Raw genomic sequence first — 21,468 nt, 5'->3', positions numbered from 1 at the left:
AAGGTTCCCATAGATTTACCTAACTTAGTTTTTAAGAGAAATACTCCTGTGCGAGACTGTCATAGAGAGTCTTTAGCTTGTCAATCTGTTGCTGGATCACAAACCTCGATTTGTCGACGGCCGCGACAAAGTCGGCGAACTCCTCTTGGAGAGCGAGAGGAGGTAGCGGAATAGGTAGTTTGGCAAGCTCTGACTTCGGAATATTCGACATCGACTTGTTAGATCCATGAGCAAGACCTTTGACCTCGCCCGAATAGGAAGGACCTGAAAGCAGCATAGCGAGGTACTCTCCGTTAACATTAACGTTTGGACGCATGCGAAAGACAATGTCGGGAAACATCAGGTTTTTCACATCCTCATGAACAAGTACACATGAACCGACAAGTTCTGGGGTATTCTTCCGCGCAATCAAAATATCGCCACGCCTGACCTCTTTAGCGGGAACGATTAACTCACCATCAAGCATTGCCTTGTTCTCACTTGAGATGAACCTCCCCGAAGAGAGGGCACTCAGCTTCAATACACCAGGGCCCAGCTCCTTGCGAGGAATACTCTTGCAACTTGGGCTTTTGCCTGACTCTAGTGACTCAACACAGTCTTTCAGAATGGATGATCTCCATTTCTTTTTGATACTCGAAGCGCCTCCAAACATCTCGACAAACCGTGATTTGACGAGGTTGTCAAGATGAGAGAGCTGTAGTTCTCCTAGCTTGATACAAACCAATGTCTGCTCAAGCTTCTTGCTAATGCTTAGTTGCTCAGCAAGGCTGTATAGGTTGACCTTGAAATTTGAAAGGGCCTTTTTCCCGATAGCCTTAAAAGTACTGCCCGTTCCAATCGCCTCAAGCGTTTTACGATTGGAACGCAGTAGGTGAACGAGATAAGGTCCTGACACCAATTCATTATGAGGTCGCATAGCTGCAACACCTCGTCCGATACAACATTTTTCATTTGCTACATTAATAGATCCAATAGGAGCTCGGACCGATATGAGAACATCCCCTGGCTCTGCTATTTTCTTGGGATCCGTGCACCATGTCTTGGCAATAGGATGAGTATCTCCAAAGTCTGCGTTGCCTTGATAGAAGGGTAGACCCATGCCATCAGAGTTATAGCTTGCTGACGATGGCGACTGGCCCATAACCAAAATGCAGACATCTGACAGTCGCACCCGCTCCCCCTCAAATCGGGGTTTGTTTGCCATTAGAGCTCACCGCCCAACATTTGCTTGAGCTCGGTCAAACCGGCAGTCAGCTGGGCATTCAAGTCGTCCAGCTCAGCTAGTATCTCGCTAGTAGGTGGATACTCTATGTGTTCATACTCGGTTTTGGTGTACTTGTTGAAGCTAAAGTCGTAGTCGTTCTCCACAATCTCGGCTTTGGATACTAGGAAGCTCTTCTCGGTGCGCTCTCGGCCAGCCTCGGTATCAAGATCGCGCCAACGCGAAAGAATATCGGGGATATCGTCGTGCTTCTCATCAGGGTTGCGCTTGTCGTCGAGCGTGAATCCGTCACCTTCCATGTTGTAGAGCCATACGTCATCAGTGCCACCCGCATCAGTTTTGGTGAACACGAGTACAGCCGTACTCACACCCGAATAGGGCTTAAATACGCCGCTTGGCATGTAGATAATGGCCTCAAGCTTCTGATTTTCCACCAGCTCGCGACGCAGCTTCCGATAAGCCTTAGAGTTACTTCGGAATAGCACACCGTTGGGCACAATACACGCACAGCGCCCGCCCGCCTTAAGCATGCGCAGGAACAGCGCTATGAAGAGCAATTCGGTCTGTTTGGTATCGACAATGGCACGCAGGCCTTTGTCGATACCTTCCACGTCCACAGATCCAGTGAAGGGTGGATTTGCTAGAATCACATCGAATTTGCTAGAGATGTCATTCTTCTGAGAGACGCTGTCAAGGTAGCGTACATCGGGCGAGGATACCTCATGGAGCATGAGATTCATGGCACTAATACGAAGCATGGTCTGATCCATCTCGAAGCCGCTAAATTGAGGTGCTGCGCCGTTAATGCCAGAGAAGGCATCCCACTGCTCGGTCGTCATGCTGTTCTCGTACTTGGTGCGAATGTGCTCGGCTGCCGAGATGAGAAAACCGGCGGTGCCACAGGCTGGATCGCAGACGAGCTCATCAGGCTTGGGGTCCACCATCTCAACCATCATAGAGCGGATGTGCTGCGGGGTACGAAACTGCCCGTTAGTACCTGCTGTAGAGAGCTTGGAAAGCATGTACTCGTAAAGGTCACCCAAATCACCAATATGATCGTCGAAATCGCGTAGCAACTCGTCGACGCCAGTAACAGCCTTCTCCAGGAGTATAGGCTTACCCGCCGGAAAGCCGAAGGTCGCATTCGCCATGGCGCGAGAGTAAGCGTTCTCATTGCCCAGAGTCTTGATAAAGGGGAATGCAAAGCGATCCACGATACGGTACATGTCCTCCGCACGCTTGTCCTTGAAGCTACTCCAGCGCATGTCGCATCCTGGGATTACCTCATTGCGATCGTTTGTATAGGATTCAGGAAAGATACGCTCTTGTGGTTCGCCGACCATGTCCTCCATGCGTTCGGCAGCGAGTTCCTTTTCGTCAAGCTGGCGCATGAACATAAGGTAGGTAATGTTGGTAATGACGTCCAGCGGGTTGGTAATGCCGCCTTCCCACATCTTCTGCCAAATAGCGTCTACTTTATTTTTGGTAGCACCAGTAATCATAAAGACTTCCTTTCTTTTTACGATTGATATTATCGACTAGTCGCTATCAATCACTAAGCGTGCAAACTCGCTTTGTAGTAATAGCTCGCTCTTCTCTACGATGGCGCGACAGACTTCCTTGTGTTTCTGAGTTTCTATGAAAATGGCGGCAAGCCTAGCTTGCTCTTCTGCTGAAGGGATTGGCACCATGAGATCCCCGATGTCTCTCTTCTTAATGAGCCTTATGGTCATACCCTTGCTCATCTCTTGGAGTGCTTTGTTTGTTTGATCGAGTCCAAGGAATGTGGCAAGGTAGCGCATATCGACCAATGATTGAGAATTTGATCGAAGAATGAATCCGAATGAAGTAACGAGCAATCCTTCATGGTCCTCATCGATAAAGGAGCAATCGTAGGGAGTGGACGCCTTGACCACGATGTCACCCTTTTTCGTGAAAAGATCTTCTTTAACTTTAGATACTGTTTCAGTTGCTATTAGAGAGTCATCGATTCTGCCAGCTGCCATCGCTGCGGGAATTAATACCTTGGCTTTGACCAGCTCATCGCCTTCAGCAAGTTTCTTTGCTCGGCTCAACGGGGCACCTGTCATGATGTCAACAAACGATCCGAGTGGCATATATTCAACGGGCATGCATAGACTCCTTTCTAGATAGCGGTTTACTTGACTTCAATTATGCAATCCAAGGTGCAGGGTCTGTTCCAACTACTTTGAACAGACTACATACATCTTAGGAGTCCGTCAATAATCTTGTTCAAAATAATTTGAACGCGTAGTTTCCTAGATGCTGCAAATATTCAAAGCGAACATTCTGCAATCGCGGGATCTTTCTGTTCATCCACTCCTGCGTATCCATACTTTCCTAGCTACAAAGCCCAGGCCATAGTAGGTAATCCAACAGAAAACCCCAGATAGACTAGTCTATCTGGGGTTTTCTGGTCACCAGTACTTAGCGTAATGGGATGCTTTTTTGAATGAACCTTTACTCCCACTCGATGGTCGCAGGGGGCTTGGACGTGATGTCATAGACCACGCGGTTGATGCCGGGAACCTCGTCGACGATGCGCTTGGAGATGGTGCCAAGGACCTCGTAGGGAAGCTTGGCCCAGTCAGCGGTCATGGCGTCGGTGGACTCCACGGCGCGCAGGATGACGGGACGCTGGTAGGTGCGCTCGTCTCCCATGACGCCCACGGAGCGAATGTCGGGCAGCACGGCGAAGTACTGCCAGCAGGAGTGCTCGGAGTTGCGCTCGCCAGTCTCCTCGAAGAGCCTGGCATTGTAGGCGTCCAGCTCCTCGCGGACGATCTTATCGGCACCCTTGAGGATGTCCAGCTTCTCTGGGGTCACATCGCCGATGATGCGGATGGCGAGGCCGGGGCCGGGGAAGGGCTGGCGATAGACGATCTCGTCGGGGAGGCCCAGGGTGGTGCCAAGCTCGCGGACCTCGTCCTTGAAGAAGTGGTCCAACGGCTCGATGAGGTCGAAGTGCACGCCGGGCGGGAACGGGATGAGGTTGTGATGGCTCTTGATGGTAGAGGCCTTGCCGCCGGTCTTGCGGGCGCCGCTCTCGATGATGTCGGGGTAGATGGTGCCCTGGGCAAGGTACTTCACGTCGCCGAGCTTCTGGGCCTCCTCGAAGAAGACCTTCCAGAACTCGGTGCCAATGATGCGGCGCTTCTCCTCAGGGTCGGTGACGCCGGCTAGGAGCTTGGCGTAGCGATCCTCGGCGTGGACGTGGACCAGGGGGATGTTGAAGACCTCGCGGAAGACGTGGTCGACGCTCTCGGGCTCGCCGGCGCGCAGCAGGCCGTGGTCCACGAAGACGCAGGTGAGCTGGTCGCCCACGGCGCGGTGTACGAGGGCTGCGGCCACGGCGGAGTCGACGCCGCCGGAGAGGGCCAGGATGACCTTGGAGTCGCCCACCTGGTCGCGGATGGCGGCCACCTTCTCCTCGACGATGTTGTCCATGGTCCAGGAGGGTTCAAGATGGCAGATGTCGAAGAGGAAGTTTTGCAGGATGCGCTGGCCGTACTGGGTGTGGCGCACCTCGGGGTGGAACTGGGTGGAGAAGAAGCGGCGACGGGGGTTCTCCATGACGGCAACGGGGCAGGCCTCGGTCTTGGCGGTCACCATGAAGCCCTCAGGCGCCTCCACCACAGAGTCGCGATGGCTCATCCAGACCGTCTGCACCTCGTTGGGGGTGCCGTCGAGCAGGGGCGAGCTGCCCAGGCGAAGCAGCTGGGCAGGGCCGTACTCCCCTACCTCGGAGTGGCCAACTTGTCCGCCCAGCTTGGCCGCCATGATCTGGTGGCCGTAGCAAAAGCCCAGAATGGGGATGTCCAGGTCGAAGATGCCGGCGTCCATGTCGGGAGCATCGTCTGCGTAGACGGATGCGGGGCCGCCGGAGAGCACGATGGCATCTGGGGCGATGGCAGCAAGCTCTTCTGCAGAGATGTCGCAGGGGAACACCTCGCTATAGACATGCAGGTCACGAATGCGGCGGGCGATGAGCTGCCCGTATTGGGCGCCAAAATCCAAAACGGCAACCAACGGACGTGGCGTGTCAGGCATGGACAACCTCCGGAGTAGCGACGTTGTTAGAGAGACGGCTGCGCCAACAGGAGTATGCCGGCAGCAACCTTGGTCTCGATCCCTTCGATGATAGGCCAGCCGGACCCAAAACAACCACCCCAACGACGCTTACGCGAAAATTACGATGCCGCAGCCCTTTCATGGAGCGATGGAAGGGTTTCTCGGCAGCCGAGGCGAGCGCTACCATGGGATTCTCCGGGAGAGCGCCCCTGTCGCACGCCTCAGGGCGAGGCTCGGGGTAAAAATGAATGACGCTCCTTAAACGACCGCGGCGCTCTTGCGCCCAACCCACCGGAAGGACCGCTGTGACCCGTCGCAGACCCGCCAACCAACCCTCTCGCGACCCCTATGCGCGCGATCCCTATGCCCGCGACTCTTACGCGCCGCAATCTCGCAGCTCGCGCTCGGCGCGCGGCCATGCAAGCCAGTCTCGACTCCCAATGAGCTATGAGGACGCCTCTTCGCTGAGCCGCGAGCGCTCGGCCAACAGGTACGTGCGCCAAAGAAAGGCCCGCAGCCGAAAAAAGCTTGCCTTCCGCACATTGACCGGCGTGGGGCTAGTGCTTGCAGCTGCCCTGGTGGCGCTGGTGGTCTATGTGGCCGCGCTCCAAGCCCAGCTGGGCTCGGGGGTCTCTCCGGAGCTGCGGCAGGTGCTCTCGCCTGCGCCGCTGGACAAGCCGTTTTACATGCTGCTTTTGGGCACCGACAAGTCTGCAGAGCGCGCCCAGTCTGCAGAGTTTGGCGCCGATAGCTCCAACTACCGCACCGACTCCATGATCTTGGCGCGTATCGATCCTGCCACCAAGCACGTGACCCTGGTCTCCATCGAGCGCGACACCTTGGTGACCATTGGCAGCTACGGCCAGCAAAAGATCAACGCCGCCTACTCGCTGGGCGGCGCCCCGCTCACGGTGGAGACAGTGTCCAAATTTGCCGGCGTGCCCATCTCGCACTATGCAGAGATCAACTTCGACGAGTTCGTGGGCATAGTGGACAAGATCGGCGGCATAGACGTCAACATCAAGATCGACCTAGACGACGACATGGCCGACCTCCACCTCAAAGCCGGCAAGCAAACCATCAATGGCGCCCAGGCGCTGGCCCTGTGCCGCAGCCGCCACGCCTACGACGCCTATGGCGGTGGCGACTACTATCGCACTGCCAACCAGCGCATGGTCATCGGCGCGATTTTGAAGAAGGTGCTTGCCGCCAATCCTGTGACCATGCTGACCTCGGTGGGAGACCTGGCAGGCTCTGTCACCACGGACTTCTCAGTGGTAGACATACTGCGCCTCATGATGGCCTTCCGCGGGTTCAACATCTCCCAGGACCTCTACTCTGGCTTGGAGCCCACCAACTCCTCCTACGTCAACGGCACCTGGTACGAAACCGTGAACGAGCCTGCATGGCGCACCATGATGGAGCGTGTGGACCAGGGGCTTTCACCCTACTCTGACGCCTCGCAGGACTTTACCTCCCACGTGGCCGGAGGGGATCCCACGGTAAGCGAGGGATGACGCACGCAGGCGCAAGTGCTGGTTGAGCGACGCAGTGCACTGCCATGCAAGCATTGCTGGCTTGTAGGCATCGCTGCCTTGTAGGCATCGCCGACACTTGAACGACATGAAGCGCGAGGAGCACGATTCTGTGCGCATCTTCGCGCGAGCAACATGCTTCTCAATATCGCTGCACGTGGACAACATGCTTCTCAATACCGAATACCACCGCACTTGGAAACATGCTTCTCAGTGCCTCAGAAATCCTACTGCGTTAGTTACATATAGTAGTAACTAACGAAGTATAAATTTCCAGGGACGCACCACTACCTCTCGCATGAAAAGAGTACCCACTCGTCAGCTCGCGCACTCAGCAGCTCGCGGCACCTTCACGCACTTGCACGATCGCCCTCGCAAGCTGCAGTCTGCACGTGATGACAAACCTTGCAGCACCTATCGCCTAGATTGCATAGGAGGCGATACAGCAGGCGATGAGGCCAATGGCGCACGCGGCCAAGATTAGGTTCGCCATCCAAGGCTTACGTGCTTCCAACCAGCGATAGACCACAGGATAGAGGATCCACACATACACCATGGCTACCACGCCAATGACCAGGTCGTTTACCAGCCAACCTTGGCCCAAAATATTGAGTGGCAACTGAGAGTTGTCCCAAAAGGGAAACTCGCCGGCAGCATCGGGCTGGTTGATTATCAAGCCAATGCCGGTTTCCAAGATCGCCGCCAGCACCACTGTGATCAAAAAGGTCTCCAGCAGAGCACCCCATGGGGTTTTACGGTGCTCAATGACGCTCTCTTTGATAGGCTCGATGATCCAAGTCATCACCACAGCGCCGATGCCATAGACCCAGTAGGGCACATACCAGGGATCGATAAGGGCGGCATAATCGTCAGAAACGATGCCAAACTGGCTCATAAAGTTGACGTAAGGGATCTCAAGCCAGTGCCCCAGCAGACACGTGATGAAGAACATGATGAAAAGGGCACGCCAGAACTTCCAGGTAAAGGGGGCAAAGCACCCGATTTCCTCTTTGCGAAGAATCCTCGAGATCATCGTGCTCATAGCCAAGCCCCTCACATTTGCATATTTGCATACCCCGGGGGGTTTGTAGCCGAGGGGCCCACTCCCCTATCACCAGGTGCACAATTCACAAAGGAGCTGCGGTATCAAAAAGGATCGGCCACCTCCTGGCCGCCGAGAAACCCTCCCCTTTCCACCGGCTTGTTCCACCGGCTCGCACCCAGAGGGTCTTTAGCCTAAGGCCACGTCCAAAATCATCATGAGCACAAAGCCCGCTGCAAAGAACAGCACTCCACCGTTGGAGTGGCCTTCTTCGCTGGAGCCGGCAGTCTCGGGGATGAGCTCTTCTACCACCACATACATCATAGCGCCTGCGGCGAACCCCAAAAGATAAGGTAGAACGGGGATCATCAAGTCTGCCAGCAGCACGGTTATCACCGCAGCCACAGGCTCCACTGCGCCAGAGAACACGCCCCACAAAAAGGATCTGCCGCGTCCCATGCCATCGCTGCGGAGGGGCATGGAGACGATGGCGCCCTCGGGGAAGTTCTGAATGGCAATGCCTATGGAAAGGGCCAAAGCTGCCGATAAGGAAATATCCGCCGCTCCAGAGATCCATCCGGCGCAGAGAGCACCTACCGCCATGCCCTCGGGGATGTTGTGCAAGATGACTGCCAGCGCCAGCATCACAGAGTTAGGAAGATCAACTTTGAGGCCTTCTGTCTCGCCAGTGGAGTGCAGATGAGGAATGATGTGGTCAAGCAGCAGCAAGAAAAGAATGCCCAGCGTGAAACCCACCGCCGCAGGAACCCAGGCCAGCTGCCCCATATCCTGGGACTCGTCCATAGCAGGGATGAGTAGGCTCCACACAGAGGCTGCCACCATCACTCCGGCAGCAAAGCCCTTAAGCAAGCGCTCCACAAAGGGGCTGGTTTGAGCTTTTTGAAAGAACACGCACGCAGAGCCTAATGTGGTGCCTGCAAAAGGCAGTAACAACACGAGTGCCAGCCACATGGAATCCAACCTTTCCTTGCGAACCCACGCCATACCCTTTCAGGCATTCATTGGGATCGATACATATATTTTGTAATTTTGCTTCATTCGCTTCCTGTTTATGTTGCAATTGAAGCATCTTTCCAGAGGGAGCCAAAGGGCAACCCTGTCGGAATCTACCCCTCTTGGCCCTAGACCCAACCAGTGTGCCAAAGCGCCTATCAATTGAGCCTCTACGTGTCGCCCACTAGCATGCCCCTGCGCACCGCCCCTTACTGTTATCTAAGTTTCACGGGAGCTTGCGCCAGCCTAACAAAGCCTCAAGGAACCTTTAAAATAAGGACGTCTTCAAAGGTTTTCAAAGGTCTTCGTAGGTCCTGTCCACCGCCTATCCTTAAGGAAGTCGTTCATGGTCTCTCGTGTCTATGTGGAGAAGAAGCCCGGTTATGACGGTAAGGCGCAAGCTCTGGCCCAAGAGCTCTCATCCATCTTGGGGATCCAGTCGCTCACCGGTCTCAGGCTCTTTAATCGTTACGACGTTGAAGGCATAACCCCGGAGCTCTTCGAAGCCTGCGTGCCTACGGTCTTCTCGGAACCTCAGACCGACATTGCCACTCCTGAGCTACCGGACCTGGGCGATGCGGCCGTCTTTGCGGTGGAGTATCTGCCGGGGCAGTTCGACCAGCGGGCTGACTCCGCGGCGGAGTGCGTGCAGCTGGTAAGCCAGGGCGAGCGTCCGCAGGTGCGTTCGGCGACGGTCTATGCGCTGGAAGGATCTCTCAGCCAGAAGGACGTGGAGCGCATCAAAGAGTACGTCATCAACCCGGTGGAGGCCCGCGAAGCGACGCTGGAGACGCCGGCGACGCTGCATGTGGAGTTCCCCGAGCCTGCAGCCGTCGAGGTGCTCGAAGGCTTCAGGCAGTGGGGCGAGGAGCAGTTGGCGGGCTTCTCGGCAACCAGGGGCTTGGCCATGGACCTGGACGACCTCAAGTTTTGCCAGGAGTATTTCTGCGCCGAGGAACGCGATCCCACCATCACCGAGATCCGCGTGATCGACACCTATTGGTCCGATCATTGCCGCCACACCACCTTTGGGACGCAGCTGGACGAGGTGACCTCGGATGACCCGCGCGTCCAGAAGGCCTTCGAGCGCTACCTGGGCCTGCGCGAGGCGCTGGGCCGCGTCGGCAAGCCGGTGTGCCTCATGGACATGGGGACCATCGGGGCCAAGTGGCTCAAAGACCAGGGAGTCCTTACGGGGCTGGACGAGTCCGAAGAGATCAATGCCTGCACCGTCAAGGTCAAGGTGGACGTGGACGGCCATGAGGAAGACTGGCTTTACCTGTTCAAGAATGAAACTCATAACCACCCCACCGAGATCGAGCCCTTTGGCGGCGCAGCCACCTGCATCGGCGGGGCCATTCGCGACCCGCTCTCTGGCCGCTCCTATGTCTACCAGGCCATGCGCGTGACCGGCGCCGCCGATCCCACCGTGCCGGTGGACCAGACCCTGTCGGGCAAGCTGCCCCAACGCAAGCTGGTGACCACGGCGGCTCAGGGCTATTCGTCCTACGGCAACCAGATCGGCCTGGCTACCGGCCAGGTGGCCGAGCTCTACCATCCCGGCTATGCCGCCAAGCGCATGGAGATCGGCGCGGTGGTGGGCGCCACGCCCCAAGACCACGTGCGCCGAGAAGAGCCTGCCCCCGGCGACGTGGTGGTGCTTTTGGGCGGGGCTACCGGCCGCGACGGCATTGGCGGCGCCACCGGATCCTCCAAGAGCCATACGCTGTCGTCCATCGAGACCTGCGGCGCCGAGGTGCAAAAGGGCAATGCGCCTATCGAGCGCAAGCTGCAAAGGCTCTTCCGCAACGGCGAGGCCTGCAGGCTCATCAAGCGCTGCAACGACTTTGGCGCCGGCGGCGTGAGCGTGGCCGTGGGCGAGCTGGCAGACGGCCTGGACATCGACCTGGATGCCGTGCCCAAGAAGTACGAGGGGCTGGACGGCACGGAGCTGGCCATCTCGGAGTCCCAGGAGCGCATGGCGGTAGCCCTGGCCCCCGAGGACGTGGATGCCTTCATCGAGCTGGCCCGCCAAGAGAACCTGAGCGCAGTGCCCATCGCCACCGTCACCGCCGAGCCTCGGGTCACCATGAGGTGGCGCGGCGACGCCATCGTCGACGTGGCCCGCGGATTCTTGGCCTCCAACGGCGCGCCCAAGCACCAGAACGCCCATGTAGAGGCCCCTGGCGACGCAGCCGCCGCAGCACGCATCGACTGCGGCGACAACCTGGCCCAGCGCCTGGCCTCGGTGCTCACCAACCTCAACGTGGCTTCCAACAAGGGCCTCTCCGAGCGCTTCGACTCCACCATCGGCGCCGCCACGGTGCTCATGCCCTTTGGCGGCTCCCGCCAGCTCACCGCACCCATGGCCATGGTGGCCAAGCTGCCGGTGGACGGCGAGACTGTCACCTGCTCCGGCATGGCCTGGGGCTACAACCCGCTCATCTCGTCGGCAGACCCTTACGCCGGCGCCTATCTGGCCGTGGCCGAGAGCCTCTGCCGCCTGGTGGCCGCAGGTTTTACGCGCAGCCGCACCTACCTCACCTTCCAGGAGTACTTCGAACGCCTGCGCGACGATCCCAAACGCTGGGGCAAGCCTGTGGCCAGCGTGCTGGGGGCCCTGGAAGCCCAGGTGGATTTAGGCATCGGCGCCATTGGCGGCAAGGACTCCATGAGCGGCTCTTTCGAAGAGCTCGACGTGCCGCCCACGCTGGTCTCCTTCGCCACTGCCCTGGGCGACGTGAGCCGCGTGGTCTCCCCCGAGCTCAAGGGCGCCGGCCATCCGCTGGTGCTCGTCGAGCCGGAGCGCCCCGACGGCCTCATCCCTGAGGCGGCGGCCCTTATCGGCACTGCGAACGCCATCGAAGCCCTCACCGCCGCAGGCGACGCGCTGGCCATCTCTACCCCGGGCTACGGCGGCCTGGCCGAGGCCCTCTTCAAGATGGGCGTAGGCAACGGGCTGGGCATCCAGCTGGCAGAGGACATTTATGCAGACGATCTCTTTGGCCCCGCCTACGGCTCCTTTGTGGTGGAGCTGGCAGCCGGCGAGCTGGCAGAGGCCCTCTCCTCGCTGCCCCAAGGCGTCGCCCTGCGCCAGCTGGGCACCACTGTCAGCGAGTATGCGTGGACCTGCCAGGGCGAGCGCGTGGAGCTGGCCCCTCTGCAGGAGCAGTGGGAAGGGGCGCTGGAGGGAGTCTTTCCCTATCGCACCCCTGATGCCAAGAAGGACGCGCTGCCGCAAGTCCCACAGCTCAACTGGCTTGAAGGCCCAAAGGCGCGCTACTGCGGGCCGGAGCTTCTGGGCGAGAACGCAGGCAAGCCTCGCGTCATCATCCCGGTGTTCCCGGGCAACAACTGCGAATATGACTCCGCCAAGGCGTTCCGCCGCGCAGGAGCGGCGCCCGAGACCCTCATCATCAACAACCTCTCCCCTGAGGCCGTGGGCCACAGCGTGCGCGCCCTGGCCGAGGCCATCGACCGCAGCCAGATCGTCATGATCCCCGGCGGGTTCTCCGGCGGCGACGAGCCCGACGGATCGGCCAAGTTCATCACCGCGTTCTTCCGCGCCCCGGAGGTCACCCAGGCCGTGCGTCGCCTGCTCAACGAGCGCGACGGCCTCATGCTGGGCATTTGCAACGGCTTCCAGGCGTTGGTCAAGCTGGGACTCGTACCCTTTGGCGACATTCGCCCCATGGACGATGGGTGCGCCACCCTCACCTTCAACACCATCAGCCGCCACCAGAGCCAGCTGGTGCGCACCCGAGTGGCTTCCAACCTGTCGCCCTGGCTCTCCCAATGCGAGGTGGGAGACATCCACACGGTGGCCATCAGCCACGGCGAGGGCCGCTTTGTGGCGCCCCCGGCGCTGCTGGATTCTTTGGTAGCCGCAGGGCAGGTAGCCACCCAATATGTGGACGAGGCCGGCGTCCCCTCCATGGACCTCTCGGTGAACCCCAACGGCTCGCTTTTGGCCATCGAAGGCATCACCAGCCCCGACGGCCGCGTCTTTGGCAAGATGGGCCACAGCGAGCGTTCGGGCGAGGGCCTCTACAAGAACGTGGGCGGCAACCTCTACCAGCCCATCATCGAGGGCGGGGTCGCCTACTTTGGCTAAACCCTAGCTTCATCTGCGCACCAAAAAAGGGCTTCGCTCCATCCAGCAAAGCCCTTTGTGTGCGGGGCTTTGAATTGCCTGCCGAGAAGGGCTGCCTCAGAACTCGCCGATAGACTGGCGGAAGGCATCGCCAAACCGCCGGTAGGCCTCTTGGGTGTCTGGCAGCAACGCGCAGGCCTCGTCCCATTGGTGGGCACGAAGGGCCTCGCATAGGTCGCTGGCAGACTGCGCCAGCTGCGTGAGCCCCATATTGCCCGCGGAGCCTTTGAGGGTGTGGGATGCCCTGAAGGCTGTCTCTTCATCCTGGGCGGCCATAGACTCCTCGAGGGTGGCAAAGCTCGGGTCCTTGGCGAAAAGCTTCAGGAAGCGCAGGATGCGGTCCGGGCTGCGAAGGCGTCCCAACACCTCTTCATAGGAGCCGCCGGCGGCCTGGTAGAACTCTTCCAAAGAAGGCTGCGGGGTTTCTCGGCACGCAGAGGCGCCTGATTGCTGCTGGCTCATAGGATCCCCCTTTAGGCTTGGGCCTCGAATAGTTCCGACTCCACCAACGAGGCCACATCGGAGAGCATGGACTCTTTGTCTACCTCTGAGAGCTCGTCGATCTCCTCGATCTGCGAGATCACCGCCACGACGCCCGCATGGCTTACAGTCTCCAAGCTGCTGGAGCCAAGGTCTCGCTGGATCTCGTCGGCCGCATCTTCCAAACATGCCATGAGCTGGGGATTGAACTGCCCGCACTCGCCGTCCAGAATCATGCGCATGGCGGTGCGATGGTCGTAGGCGGGCTTGTAGACGCGCTCGCTGGTGAGGGCGTCATACACGTCGGCCAAAGACACCACCTGGGCGCTCAAGGGGATCTCGTCGCCCTTCAGACCGTCGGGGTAGCCTCGACCGTCCCAACGCTCATGATGCCAGCGGCAGATGTCATGGGCGCAGCGCACCAGAGGCTCGTCCTGGAAGATAGGGAGGTTCTCCAGCATTTCCGCACCCTTTTCGCTATGGGTCTTCATGATGGCGAACTCTTCGTTGGTAAGCCGGCCCGGTTTGTTGATGATCTCGGGAGGGATGGCGATCTTGCCTATGTCGTGCAGGGCAGAGGCCATGGTGATGCAAGCCACTTCGCCGCGCTCCAGCACCAGGTTGGGGTCGCGGCGCTTCATGTGCTTCAACAGTATGTTCGCCATGGTGGAGATATGCACCACGTGCAACCCGCTTTCGCCGTTATGGAACTCGACGATGTGCGCGAGGATCGACACCATGAGGTTGTTCTGGCGCTCCCGCTCGAGCATCTGGGAGGTGACCAGGCTTAAGAGCTCGTGCTGCTTCTGGTAGAGCTGGATGGTGTTGCTCACACGCTGGCGCACCACGATCTCATGAAAGGGGCGGCTGATGAAATCGGTCACGCCCAGCGAGTAGGCGCGCTCGATGAACTGGGAGCTGTCCTCCGCCGAGATGGTCACCACCGGCACTCGGTCGATCCAACCGCGGTCGTTCATCTCTTGAAGCACCCCAAAACCGTCGAGGCGCGGCATGTTGATGTCCAAGATCACCAGCGACAGCTCTTTGCAGCGAGCCTCCAAAAGCGTGACCGCCTCGACGCCGTCCACGGCCTCGACGATCTGGTAGTCGGGCGACAGGATGTCTTTGAGTATTTCGCGATTGAGATAGGAGTCATCCACCACGAGGATGGTCTGCCGACCCATATCCCTCAAGATTTGGTTGATCATCGCCGCTCCTCATCGCTGCTCATAGGTACCATTGCCTGTCCGCCGCCAACCGTTCAGTAGATGTATCGGTCTCGATACCCCGTGCCGTCGCCCACAGTCTTGCCGGCGCCGGCCGCCCCAAAGGTGGTGTCCATGCGTCCCCAGGTATCGGGGTCGAGGGTCACAAGGACGCCGTGCCACATCCCGTCGATGCGCACCATGTTCCAGGCATGGTAGAGATCGCCGGGATCCACGTAGCCGGTGACCACCTGGCAGGGAATGCCCAGGCTACGCAGCATGGCTCCGGCCAACGCAGAGTAGTCCAGGCAGATGCCCTTGCCAGAAGCCAGCGTCTCGTCGGGATCGGGCACATAGCCGGTGCCCGTAGCCAACTGGGCCGCCTTGGCCTCGTCGTAGGCCACGTTGTCGCACACCCAGGCATAGACGTCGCGCACCACGTCCCCTTGGTTCTCGCTTTTGCCGGCGATCTCCTTGGCACGGGCCACCACCTCGCTGGAAGGCTCGTAGTCGCAAAAGACCGTAGGGATGAGGTAGGGGTCCGCGTCGCTTTCCAGGGTCACCTCAAGGGGCACGGCAAGCACCTCCACATAGGAGTTGCCTTGCACGTTGCGCATCACCTTGAAGGTGTAGCTGCCGTTCCCTAGGTTGATGGGGCAGGCCACGGGGCTCCCATCGGCAGGGACGTCGTAGTTGTAGGAACCGTCTCCGCAGAGCACTTGGAACTTATAGCGCACGTCCCCTGGGGCAGTGGCGAACACCACTCCCTGGTTGGCGTGGGAGACGTCGACCGTGGCCCCATTGGCTCCCTGGGCGTCTTGGGCGCTGTAGCTATAGGCGCGCACCTCGGAAGGCGCCTGCCACGAAGGCCCTGAGGTCTCTTGGCCGTTTTGGCTCTCTTGGCCCCCTGGGGCTTGAGCGGGGTCAGAGGAAGCCCCACCGCCTCCACAGCCCGTCAAAGCCAAGGCTGCCGACAAGCACATGACCCCCAGGGTGCGACTCCAGGAGCACCTCATGCGTCCTCCTGCACCGCGGCGCGCTTCGCCTCAGCCTCAGACAGCACGCTGCCCAGCGTCGAGATGTCCACGGGTTTGGCCATGTGCATGTCCATGCCTGCCTCCAAGGCGTCAGCCACGTCGTCCACAAAGGCGTTGGCAGTCATGGCGATGATGGGGATCTTTGCAGCCTCAGGATGGCTGCTGGCCCGGATGGCCCGAGTCGCCTCATAGCCATCCATAAGCGGCATCTGCACATCCATGAGGATGGCGTCGAAGGAGCCCGGCTGGGAGGCTTCGAACTTCTCCACCGCCTCCTGGCCGTTGGAAGCCAGCTCCACAGTGGCCCCTTCCATAGAAAGCAGCTCTTCCAAGATGGAGGCGGAGAGCTCGTTGTCCTCGGCCGCAAGGAAATGACGGCCCTCCAAGGCCACCGGCTGCGCCGGCTCGCGGTCCTTCTTGAGATAGAGCTCTTCTAACAGCAGCGTGAGACTCGAAAGGAAGAAGGGCTTCTGAAGGAAGCCGTCCACTCCCATGCCTTCGCAGGCCTCCTCGGCGTCCGCGCGGTCAAAGGCGGTAAGCACCATGATGGGCACGTTCTCTGGCACCACCGCGCGAATGGCCCGGGCCGTCTGCGCGCCGTCCATGCCCGGCATCTTCCAATCCAGGATGACCAGCCCGTAGCCCTCGCCTGCCCGCTGGGCGTCTGCGACCATGGTCACCGCAGTGGCGCCGTCCAGGGCGAACTGCATCTCCACACCGGTGTTTGCCATGGTAGCCATCACCTCGGCGCAGATGCTCCTGTCATCGTCGACAATCAGGGCGCTCCCAATGCCCAGCGATTTGAAGAACTCCGCGTTGTCCCGCTGCTCGGCGGCCTTGAGCTCAAGATTCACCACAAAGGTGCTGCCTTTGCCAAGCTCGCTCTCCACAGAGATGGCGCCGCCCATAAGCTCTACCAGGTTCTTGGTGATGGCCAAGCCCAGCCCTGTGCCCTGGATGCGGTTGGTGACGGAGTTCTCCTCACGGGTGAAGGGGTCGAACAGGGTCTCCAAAAACTCCGGCGACATGCCCATGCCATTGTCGGCAACGCTGAACTGCAGATGCACGAAGTTCTGATTGAGGCTGGGCTTTTGGCGGAGCTCGAAGGCGATGGTCCCGCCCTGAGGGGTGTACTTCACCGCATTGGTGAGAATATTGATTAATATCTGGTTGATGCGCAGCTTGTCGCCCACCACCAGGTCGTCGCGCACTCCTGTGACGTTGACCGTGAAATGCTGGTCTTTGGCCTTGGCCTGGGGGCGCACGATGGTGACCACTTCCTCGGCCAGCTCGGAGAGGTCGAACTCAGACAGGTTGAGGGTCGTCTTGCCGCTCTCGATCTTGGACATGTCCAGCACGTCGTTGAGCAGGCCCAGCATATGCTGGGACGAGGCCGAGATCTTGCGGGTGTGCTCGCGCACCAGCTCGGGGTTGTCGGCGTCTCTCTGCAACAGGGTGGTCAAGCCCACGATGGCGTTCATGGGCGTGCGGATGTCGTGGCTCACATTGGAAAGGAAGGTGCTCTTGGAGTCGTTGGCCACCTCTGCCACCGAGAGCGCGTCCCTCAGCACTTCCTCGTTATGACGCTCGCGGGTGCGGTCGGACAGCACCGCCATGCAGCGCCGCTCGCCGTTGATCTCGATGTCGTAGACGCTGTCGGTGAACCACCGGCGCTCGCCGGTGGCGCGGTTGGAACGCTCTCCCTCGCGCACGACCGTGTGCCCCTGCCTGAGCAGCTGGGAATCCAGCGGCTCGGCGTCTCCCTCAAGGTCGAGCACGCTGCAGTCCTCGCGCACCTCCTCGGGGCTGATGGCCAGAAGCTTGTCCACATTGGGGCTCACGTAATCGACCCTCAGAGGGTCTGTGCTCAGCATGAGGAAGATCTCGTCGGTGGTGCTTGCCAATGCCGAGAAAAGCTCCTCCCGGGCTTGGGTCTCTGCGCTCTGCGCCTTAATGGAGCGGTTGAACCTAGACGCCGCATAGCCCAAAAACGCCATGCTGCCGATAACAGCGACCACCAAGAATGGAGCGGTTGAACCTAGACGCCGCATAGCCCAAAAACGCCATGCTGCCGATAACAGCGACCACCAAGAGCAGCACCAGCGACGAGGTCCCGATGATGTTGTTGCCTTGCTCCATGATGACGGCGTCGGGGATGACGGAGACCATGGACCAGCCGTCGGCGTTGGCTATGGGCACAAACGCCATGACGCAGGGGCGGTCGTCCAGCTCCATGCGCACCACGCCGGACTTGCCCTCTGTGAGGCTCGCGGCCAAAGACGCTATGGACTCGTTGCTGTTGTCGCCTTTCTGCACCGCTTCGATGATGTTGGACTGCACATCGTTCGAGTAGCGGCCATCAGGGCGCACCAACACATCCCCATTGCTGTTCACGATGTAGGAAAAGCCCGAATCGTCGTAGAACGACATGGTGAACTCTTGAGAGATGCGCGAGACCGGCGCGCTCTCATAGACCATGGCCGGCACCCCGTCGGCAAAGTCGATGCGCTGGTAGTAGCCGATCATGTTGAGGCCCGTATAGTCGCCCTTATAGGGCTCCCTCACCCCGCGGTCAGGGAAGTTGCGATAGGCCTCGATGGTGGCCTCAGGGAGCTTGATGCCCTCGGTCTCAGTGCCGGTATAGAGGTATCCGGTATTGAGGTTGATGACTCCGTAGACGTTCTGCGCCTTGTTGAAGTAGGCGCAGTGGTTGATGATGGCCGAGGTGTCCTCGGAGCTTATGGGTTCCAGCACGGACACCAAAATGTCGAGCTTCTTGAGGTCTTTTTCCAGGTACACCTCGAAAGCATGGGCGCTTTGGTCGGTGATCTCCAGCACATCGTCGACGGTGTTCTTCCAAAGGCTGTCCTCGATAAACCCCAGATAGGCCATGCCGACGCCAAACACCACGACCATAAAGACGATGCCCATGATCAAGGTGCGGGTGATGGGAGAGCTCTTTTGCGAGCGCGACCAAAAACGCAGAGACTTCTTCTCTTGTGCCATAGGTCCTCCCCGGCCCAGGGCATAAAGGCATGTGCCAAGAAGGACTACCCTCAGATTTAGGATGCCTGCCAAACCTGGCAAGACATCCCTAAAGCCATCCCTAAGCCAATCAATCTATCGAGAATTCCGAGCGATGGAAATTGTCCCCTTATAATACCAGTTCACGTATAACATATCGATGGCCGTTCTCGATAACGGCGCACAGAATTTCCCTGTCTGCCAACCTCAACTATATATTTCAATAACTATATTTTATTATTACCTCACGAACTCCAATGCAGCGATGCCGTAGGGCAACCAGATACCATTACTTTACTGATTGCTTTATTAACAAAAATAAGGCGCATTCCCCGAGGTTCGACTACTTATATTTCAGATTTTCACATATCAGTAGCCAAGGCAGCATTAGCGCTACCTTACCGCGAAATCACATCTATACCTATTAATTTGTTAGCTCGTCCTTCTCGGCTGAGAAGCATACCTGGTTCTTGCCGGAATCCTTGGCCCTGTAGAGCGCGGCGTCGGCTTGGGAGTAAAGCTCATGGAGGGCCAAAGAAGAGTCCGGCGAGCTCGCGACGCCCATGGACAGGGTTGGCGCTTCATAGGGGCACTCGCGCTCCTGCATGTCTTGGCTCCATTGGCGCAGGCGAGAAGACAGAGACTCCCTGGCGGGGCCTTCGCCAAGGCCCATGCAGAAGACCACAAACTCATCTCCGCCCATGCGGCCCACCACGTCGTCGCGGCGCACGGTGTTACGCAGGTGCCGAGCCAACGACCGCAGCACCTCATCGCCCTCGGGGTGTCCAAAGGTGTCATTGATGTACTTGAAGTCGTCGATGTCCATGATGAAGAAGGTGCAGGGACGGCCATTGGCCTCAGCCAACAGCTCGTTGATATGGCGCTTGACCCCCGAGCGATTGAGGACCCGGGTAAGCTCGTCTTCCTCGGCACGCTGCTGGAAGGTATCCAACATGGCGATGGCTTCCAGCTGCTCGGCAGCCTGGTTGAGCTGATCTTGCAGCTCGACCATCTCGGTCACATCCAGCAGGGTCACATAGAACCAGGAGTTTCCCCCTGAATCCACCACATGCTGCCCATGGTCGTCCACCCAGCGCACCCGGCCATCCTTGCGCACGATGCGGTAGCGCACCCGATCCTTTTGCACCACCGCGGGGTCGCAGGCCGCGCGCACCCGCTCCTGATCGCTGGGATGCACCATGCCCCAAAAGCTACCATGGGTGAACGCCATGAACTCCTCGTAGGTCTGGCACCCAAACATCTCCAGCAGCCCGCGATTGACAAAATCCAGGCGCCCCTCGTCGTCTGCGCAGTAGCGAAAGATGCCGCCAGGAATACGATCAAGAAACTCTTGGGAGACTTCAGCCCCAACCACAGGGCAGGCGATGTCCCCATTGGAGCCTATGGCAGGAGCATGAAAGATGGTCATAGCTAATCCCTGACTATCGCAAGTATGCCCAGAGCGTCCCTGGATCCCTATAAAATATGCTTACAATTGTAGGCTTTTTGGCCCGGCGCGCACCTGTGCGTTTTAGACCCCGGCTGCCTTGAGGCGGCGCGCCAGCGACTCGGTGTGGTTGGCATAGCGCAGGGCAGTCTCAGAGCTTACCTGGCCCGACTTCACCAGCTCGAAGAGGCTGGCGTCCATGGAGATCATGCCTTCCTGGGCGCTCGCAGCAATGACCGAGTCGATCTGGTGGGTCTTTTGCTCGCGAATGAGGTTGCGGATGGCGGTGTTGGCCACCATGACTTCGAAAGCTGCCGCCACTCCCCCATCGACTGTGGGCACCAGTTGCTGGGAGACCACCGCCTGAAGCACCATGGCCAGCTGCAGGCGGATCTGGTGCTGTTGGACCGGATCGAAGAAGTCAACGATGCGATCGATGGTAGAGGCGCCGCCAGTGGTATGCAGAGTGGAGAAAAGCAGCTGAGCGGTCTCTGCTGCGGTGACCGCGGTAGACACCGTCTCGCGGTCGCGCATCTCGCCCAGCAGGATGACGTCGGGGCTCTCGCGCATGGCGCTGCGAAGGGCCTCGCCATAGGTAGCCACATCGGTGGGGATCTCGCGCTGCGTCACGATGCAGGTGTTGTGCCTGTGCACGAACTCGATGGGGTCCTCCATGGTCACAATGTGGCCAGAGCGGCTATGGTTCAAGCGGTCGATAAGGCAGGCCAAAGTGGTTGACTTGCCTGCGCCAGCGGGGCCTGTAACCAGCACCAACCCCTTGTTGAAAGAAGCGCAGTCCATGACCTGGTCTGGGATGCCCAACTCCTCGGGACGCGGCAGAGCGAAGGGAATCACGCGGATCACTGCCCCTAAACTGCCGCGCTGCCTAAAGACGTTCACCCTGAAGCGCCCCACGCCGCCCACGGCAAAGGAGAAGTCGTCGTCGTGGTTGCGAGACTCCAAAAACGGCGCCATAGAGCGGCCCGCCAACCCGTAGATTGCCTCGACGACCTCCTGGGTGTCCTGGGGCATGAGGGGGCCGCCGTCAAGCCTGTGCTGCTGCCCTGCGGAGGCCCAGGTGATAGGCAAGCCCGCCACAAAGAACACGTCCGAGGCGTTCTTCTCGATCATAGAAGCAAGCAATGCTGAGATATCCACCAGATCCTCCTTGAGGTCTAAACAAAGGGCACAACAGAACAAAAGTTGCAGCTAAAGTC

Annotated in this window: 15 protein-coding genes; 2 read left to right on the top strand and 13 right to left on the bottom strand. The window is 59.1% G+C overall.

What is annotated here, in order from left to right:
* Positions 1-31 precede the first annotated feature (31 nt).
* From OR601_RS01705 to guaA, 4 genes are all read right to left on the bottom strand, one after another.
* On the bottom strand, positions 32-1,204 hold the full coding sequence (locus OR601_RS01705; RefSeq protein ID WP_265592000.1) for a restriction endonuclease subunit S: 1,173 nt from the start codon (positions 1,202-1,204) through the stop codon (positions 32-34).
* Positions 1,204-2,724, bottom strand: coding sequence for a class I SAM-dependent DNA methyltransferase (locus tag OR601_RS01700; protein ID WP_265591999.1), 1,521 nt, complete (start codon positions 2,722-2,724; stop codon positions 1,204-1,206). Before OR601_RS01700 ends, OR601_RS01705 begins: the two co-directional genes overlap by 1 nt.
* A 36-nt stretch (positions 2,725-2,760) precedes the next feature.
* Positions 2,761-3,354: a restriction endonuclease subunit S domain-containing protein gene (locus OR601_RS01695; protein WP_265591998.1), complete on the bottom strand. Its 594-nt coding sequence runs from the start codon at positions 3,352-3,354 to the stop codon at positions 2,761-2,763.
* A gap of 349 nt (positions 3,355-3,703) precedes the next feature.
* The gene (gene guaA / locus OR601_RS01690) at positions 3,704-5,293 is read right to left on the bottom strand and encodes a glutamine-hydrolyzing GMP synthase (RefSeq protein WP_265591997.1); all 1,590 of its coding nucleotides are present in this window, start codon (positions 5,291-5,293) and stop codon (positions 3,704-3,706) included.
* 326 nt (positions 5,294-5,619) lie between these two features.
* Here guaA and OR601_RS01685 point away from each other — a divergent pair, with 326 nt between their 5' ends.
* The gene (locus tag OR601_RS01685) at positions 5,620-6,831 is read left to right on the top strand and encodes an LCP family protein (protein WP_265591996.1); all 1,212 of its coding nucleotides are present in this window, start codon (positions 5,620-5,622) and stop codon (positions 6,829-6,831) included.
* 439 nt (positions 6,832-7,270) lie between these two features.
* Here OR601_RS01685 and OR601_RS01680 read toward each other — a convergent pair whose 3' ends face one another.
* Together OR601_RS01680 and OR601_RS01675 are read right to left on the bottom strand one after the other, a co-directional pair.
* Entirely contained in the window at positions 7,271-7,891 is a 621-nt protein-coding gene (locus tag OR601_RS01680) for a putative ABC transporter permease (RefSeq protein WP_265591995.1), read from the bottom strand.
* A gap of 189 nt (positions 7,892-8,080) precedes the next feature.
* Positions 8,081-8,863 carry a ZIP family metal transporter gene (locus tag OR601_RS01675; RefSeq protein WP_136012266.1) on the bottom strand — a complete coding sequence of 261 codons (783 nt, stop codon included), beginning with the start codon at positions 8,861-8,863 and terminating at the stop codon, positions 8,081-8,083.
* Between the two features lie 388 nt (positions 8,864-9,251).
* Between OR601_RS01675 and OR601_RS01670 the strand changes: the two genes are divergently transcribed.
* Positions 9,252-13,019, top strand: a complete 3,768-nt coding sequence (locus tag OR601_RS01670; RefSeq protein WP_265591994.1) for a phosphoribosylformylglycinamidine synthase — start codon at positions 9,252-9,254, stop codon at positions 13,017-13,019.
* Between the two features lie 96 nt (positions 13,020-13,115).
* Here OR601_RS01670 and OR601_RS01665 read toward each other — a convergent pair whose 3' ends face one another.
* The 7 genes from OR601_RS01665 to OR601_RS01635 all read right to left on the bottom strand — a co-directional run bounded on the left by OR601_RS01665 (position 13,116) and on the right by OR601_RS01635 (position 21,409).
* Positions 13,116-13,520: an Hpt domain-containing protein gene (locus OR601_RS01665; RefSeq protein ID WP_265591993.1), complete on the bottom strand. Its 405-nt coding sequence runs from the start codon at positions 13,518-13,520 to the stop codon at positions 13,116-13,118.
* 11 nt (positions 13,521-13,531) lie between these two features.
* Complete coding sequence (locus tag OR601_RS01660) at positions 13,532-14,746, bottom strand: HD-GYP domain-containing protein (RefSeq protein WP_211082361.1); 1,215 nt, start codon at positions 14,744-14,746, stop codon at positions 13,532-13,534.
* A 53-nt stretch (positions 14,747-14,799) separates the two neighbouring features.
* Positions 14,800-15,759 carry a transglutaminase domain-containing protein gene (locus OR601_RS01655; RefSeq protein WP_265591992.1) on the bottom strand — a complete coding sequence of 320 codons (960 nt, stop codon included), beginning with the start codon at positions 15,757-15,759 and terminating at the stop codon, positions 14,800-14,802.
* Positions 15,756-17,798, bottom strand: a complete 2,043-nt coding sequence (locus OR601_RS01650; RefSeq protein WP_265592358.1) for a hybrid sensor histidine kinase/response regulator — start codon at positions 17,796-17,798, stop codon at positions 15,756-15,758. Before OR601_RS01650 ends, OR601_RS01655 begins: the two co-directional genes overlap by 4 nt.
* On the bottom strand, positions 17,749-18,786 hold the full coding sequence (locus OR601_RS01645; protein WP_265591991.1) for a hypothetical protein: 1,038 nt from the start codon (positions 18,784-18,786) through the stop codon (positions 17,749-17,751). The genes OR601_RS01650 and OR601_RS01645 overlap by 50 nt, the downstream gene beginning before the upstream one ends.
* Before the next feature lie 442 nt (positions 18,787-19,228).
* Entirely contained in the window at positions 19,229-20,233 is a 1,005-nt protein-coding gene (locus OR601_RS01640; protein WP_265591990.1) for a sensor domain-containing diguanylate cyclase, read from the bottom strand.
* 102 nt (positions 20,234-20,335) lie between these two features.
* Positions 20,336-21,409, bottom strand: a complete 1,074-nt coding sequence (locus OR601_RS01635) for a type IV pilus twitching motility protein PilT (protein WP_265591989.1) — start codon at positions 21,407-21,409, stop codon at positions 20,336-20,338.
* Between the last annotated feature and the right edge of the window lie 59 nt (positions 21,410-21,468).

Origin of the sequence: Leptogranulimonas caecicola (assembly GCF_023168405.1) — a bacterium.
Taxonomy (GTDB): domain Bacteria; phylum Actinomycetota; class Coriobacteriia; order Coriobacteriales; family Atopobiaceae; genus Leptogranulimonas; species Leptogranulimonas caecicola.
Note: the sequence above shows the minus strand (reverse complement) of the source record. Positions and strands in the feature narration are given on the sequence as shown.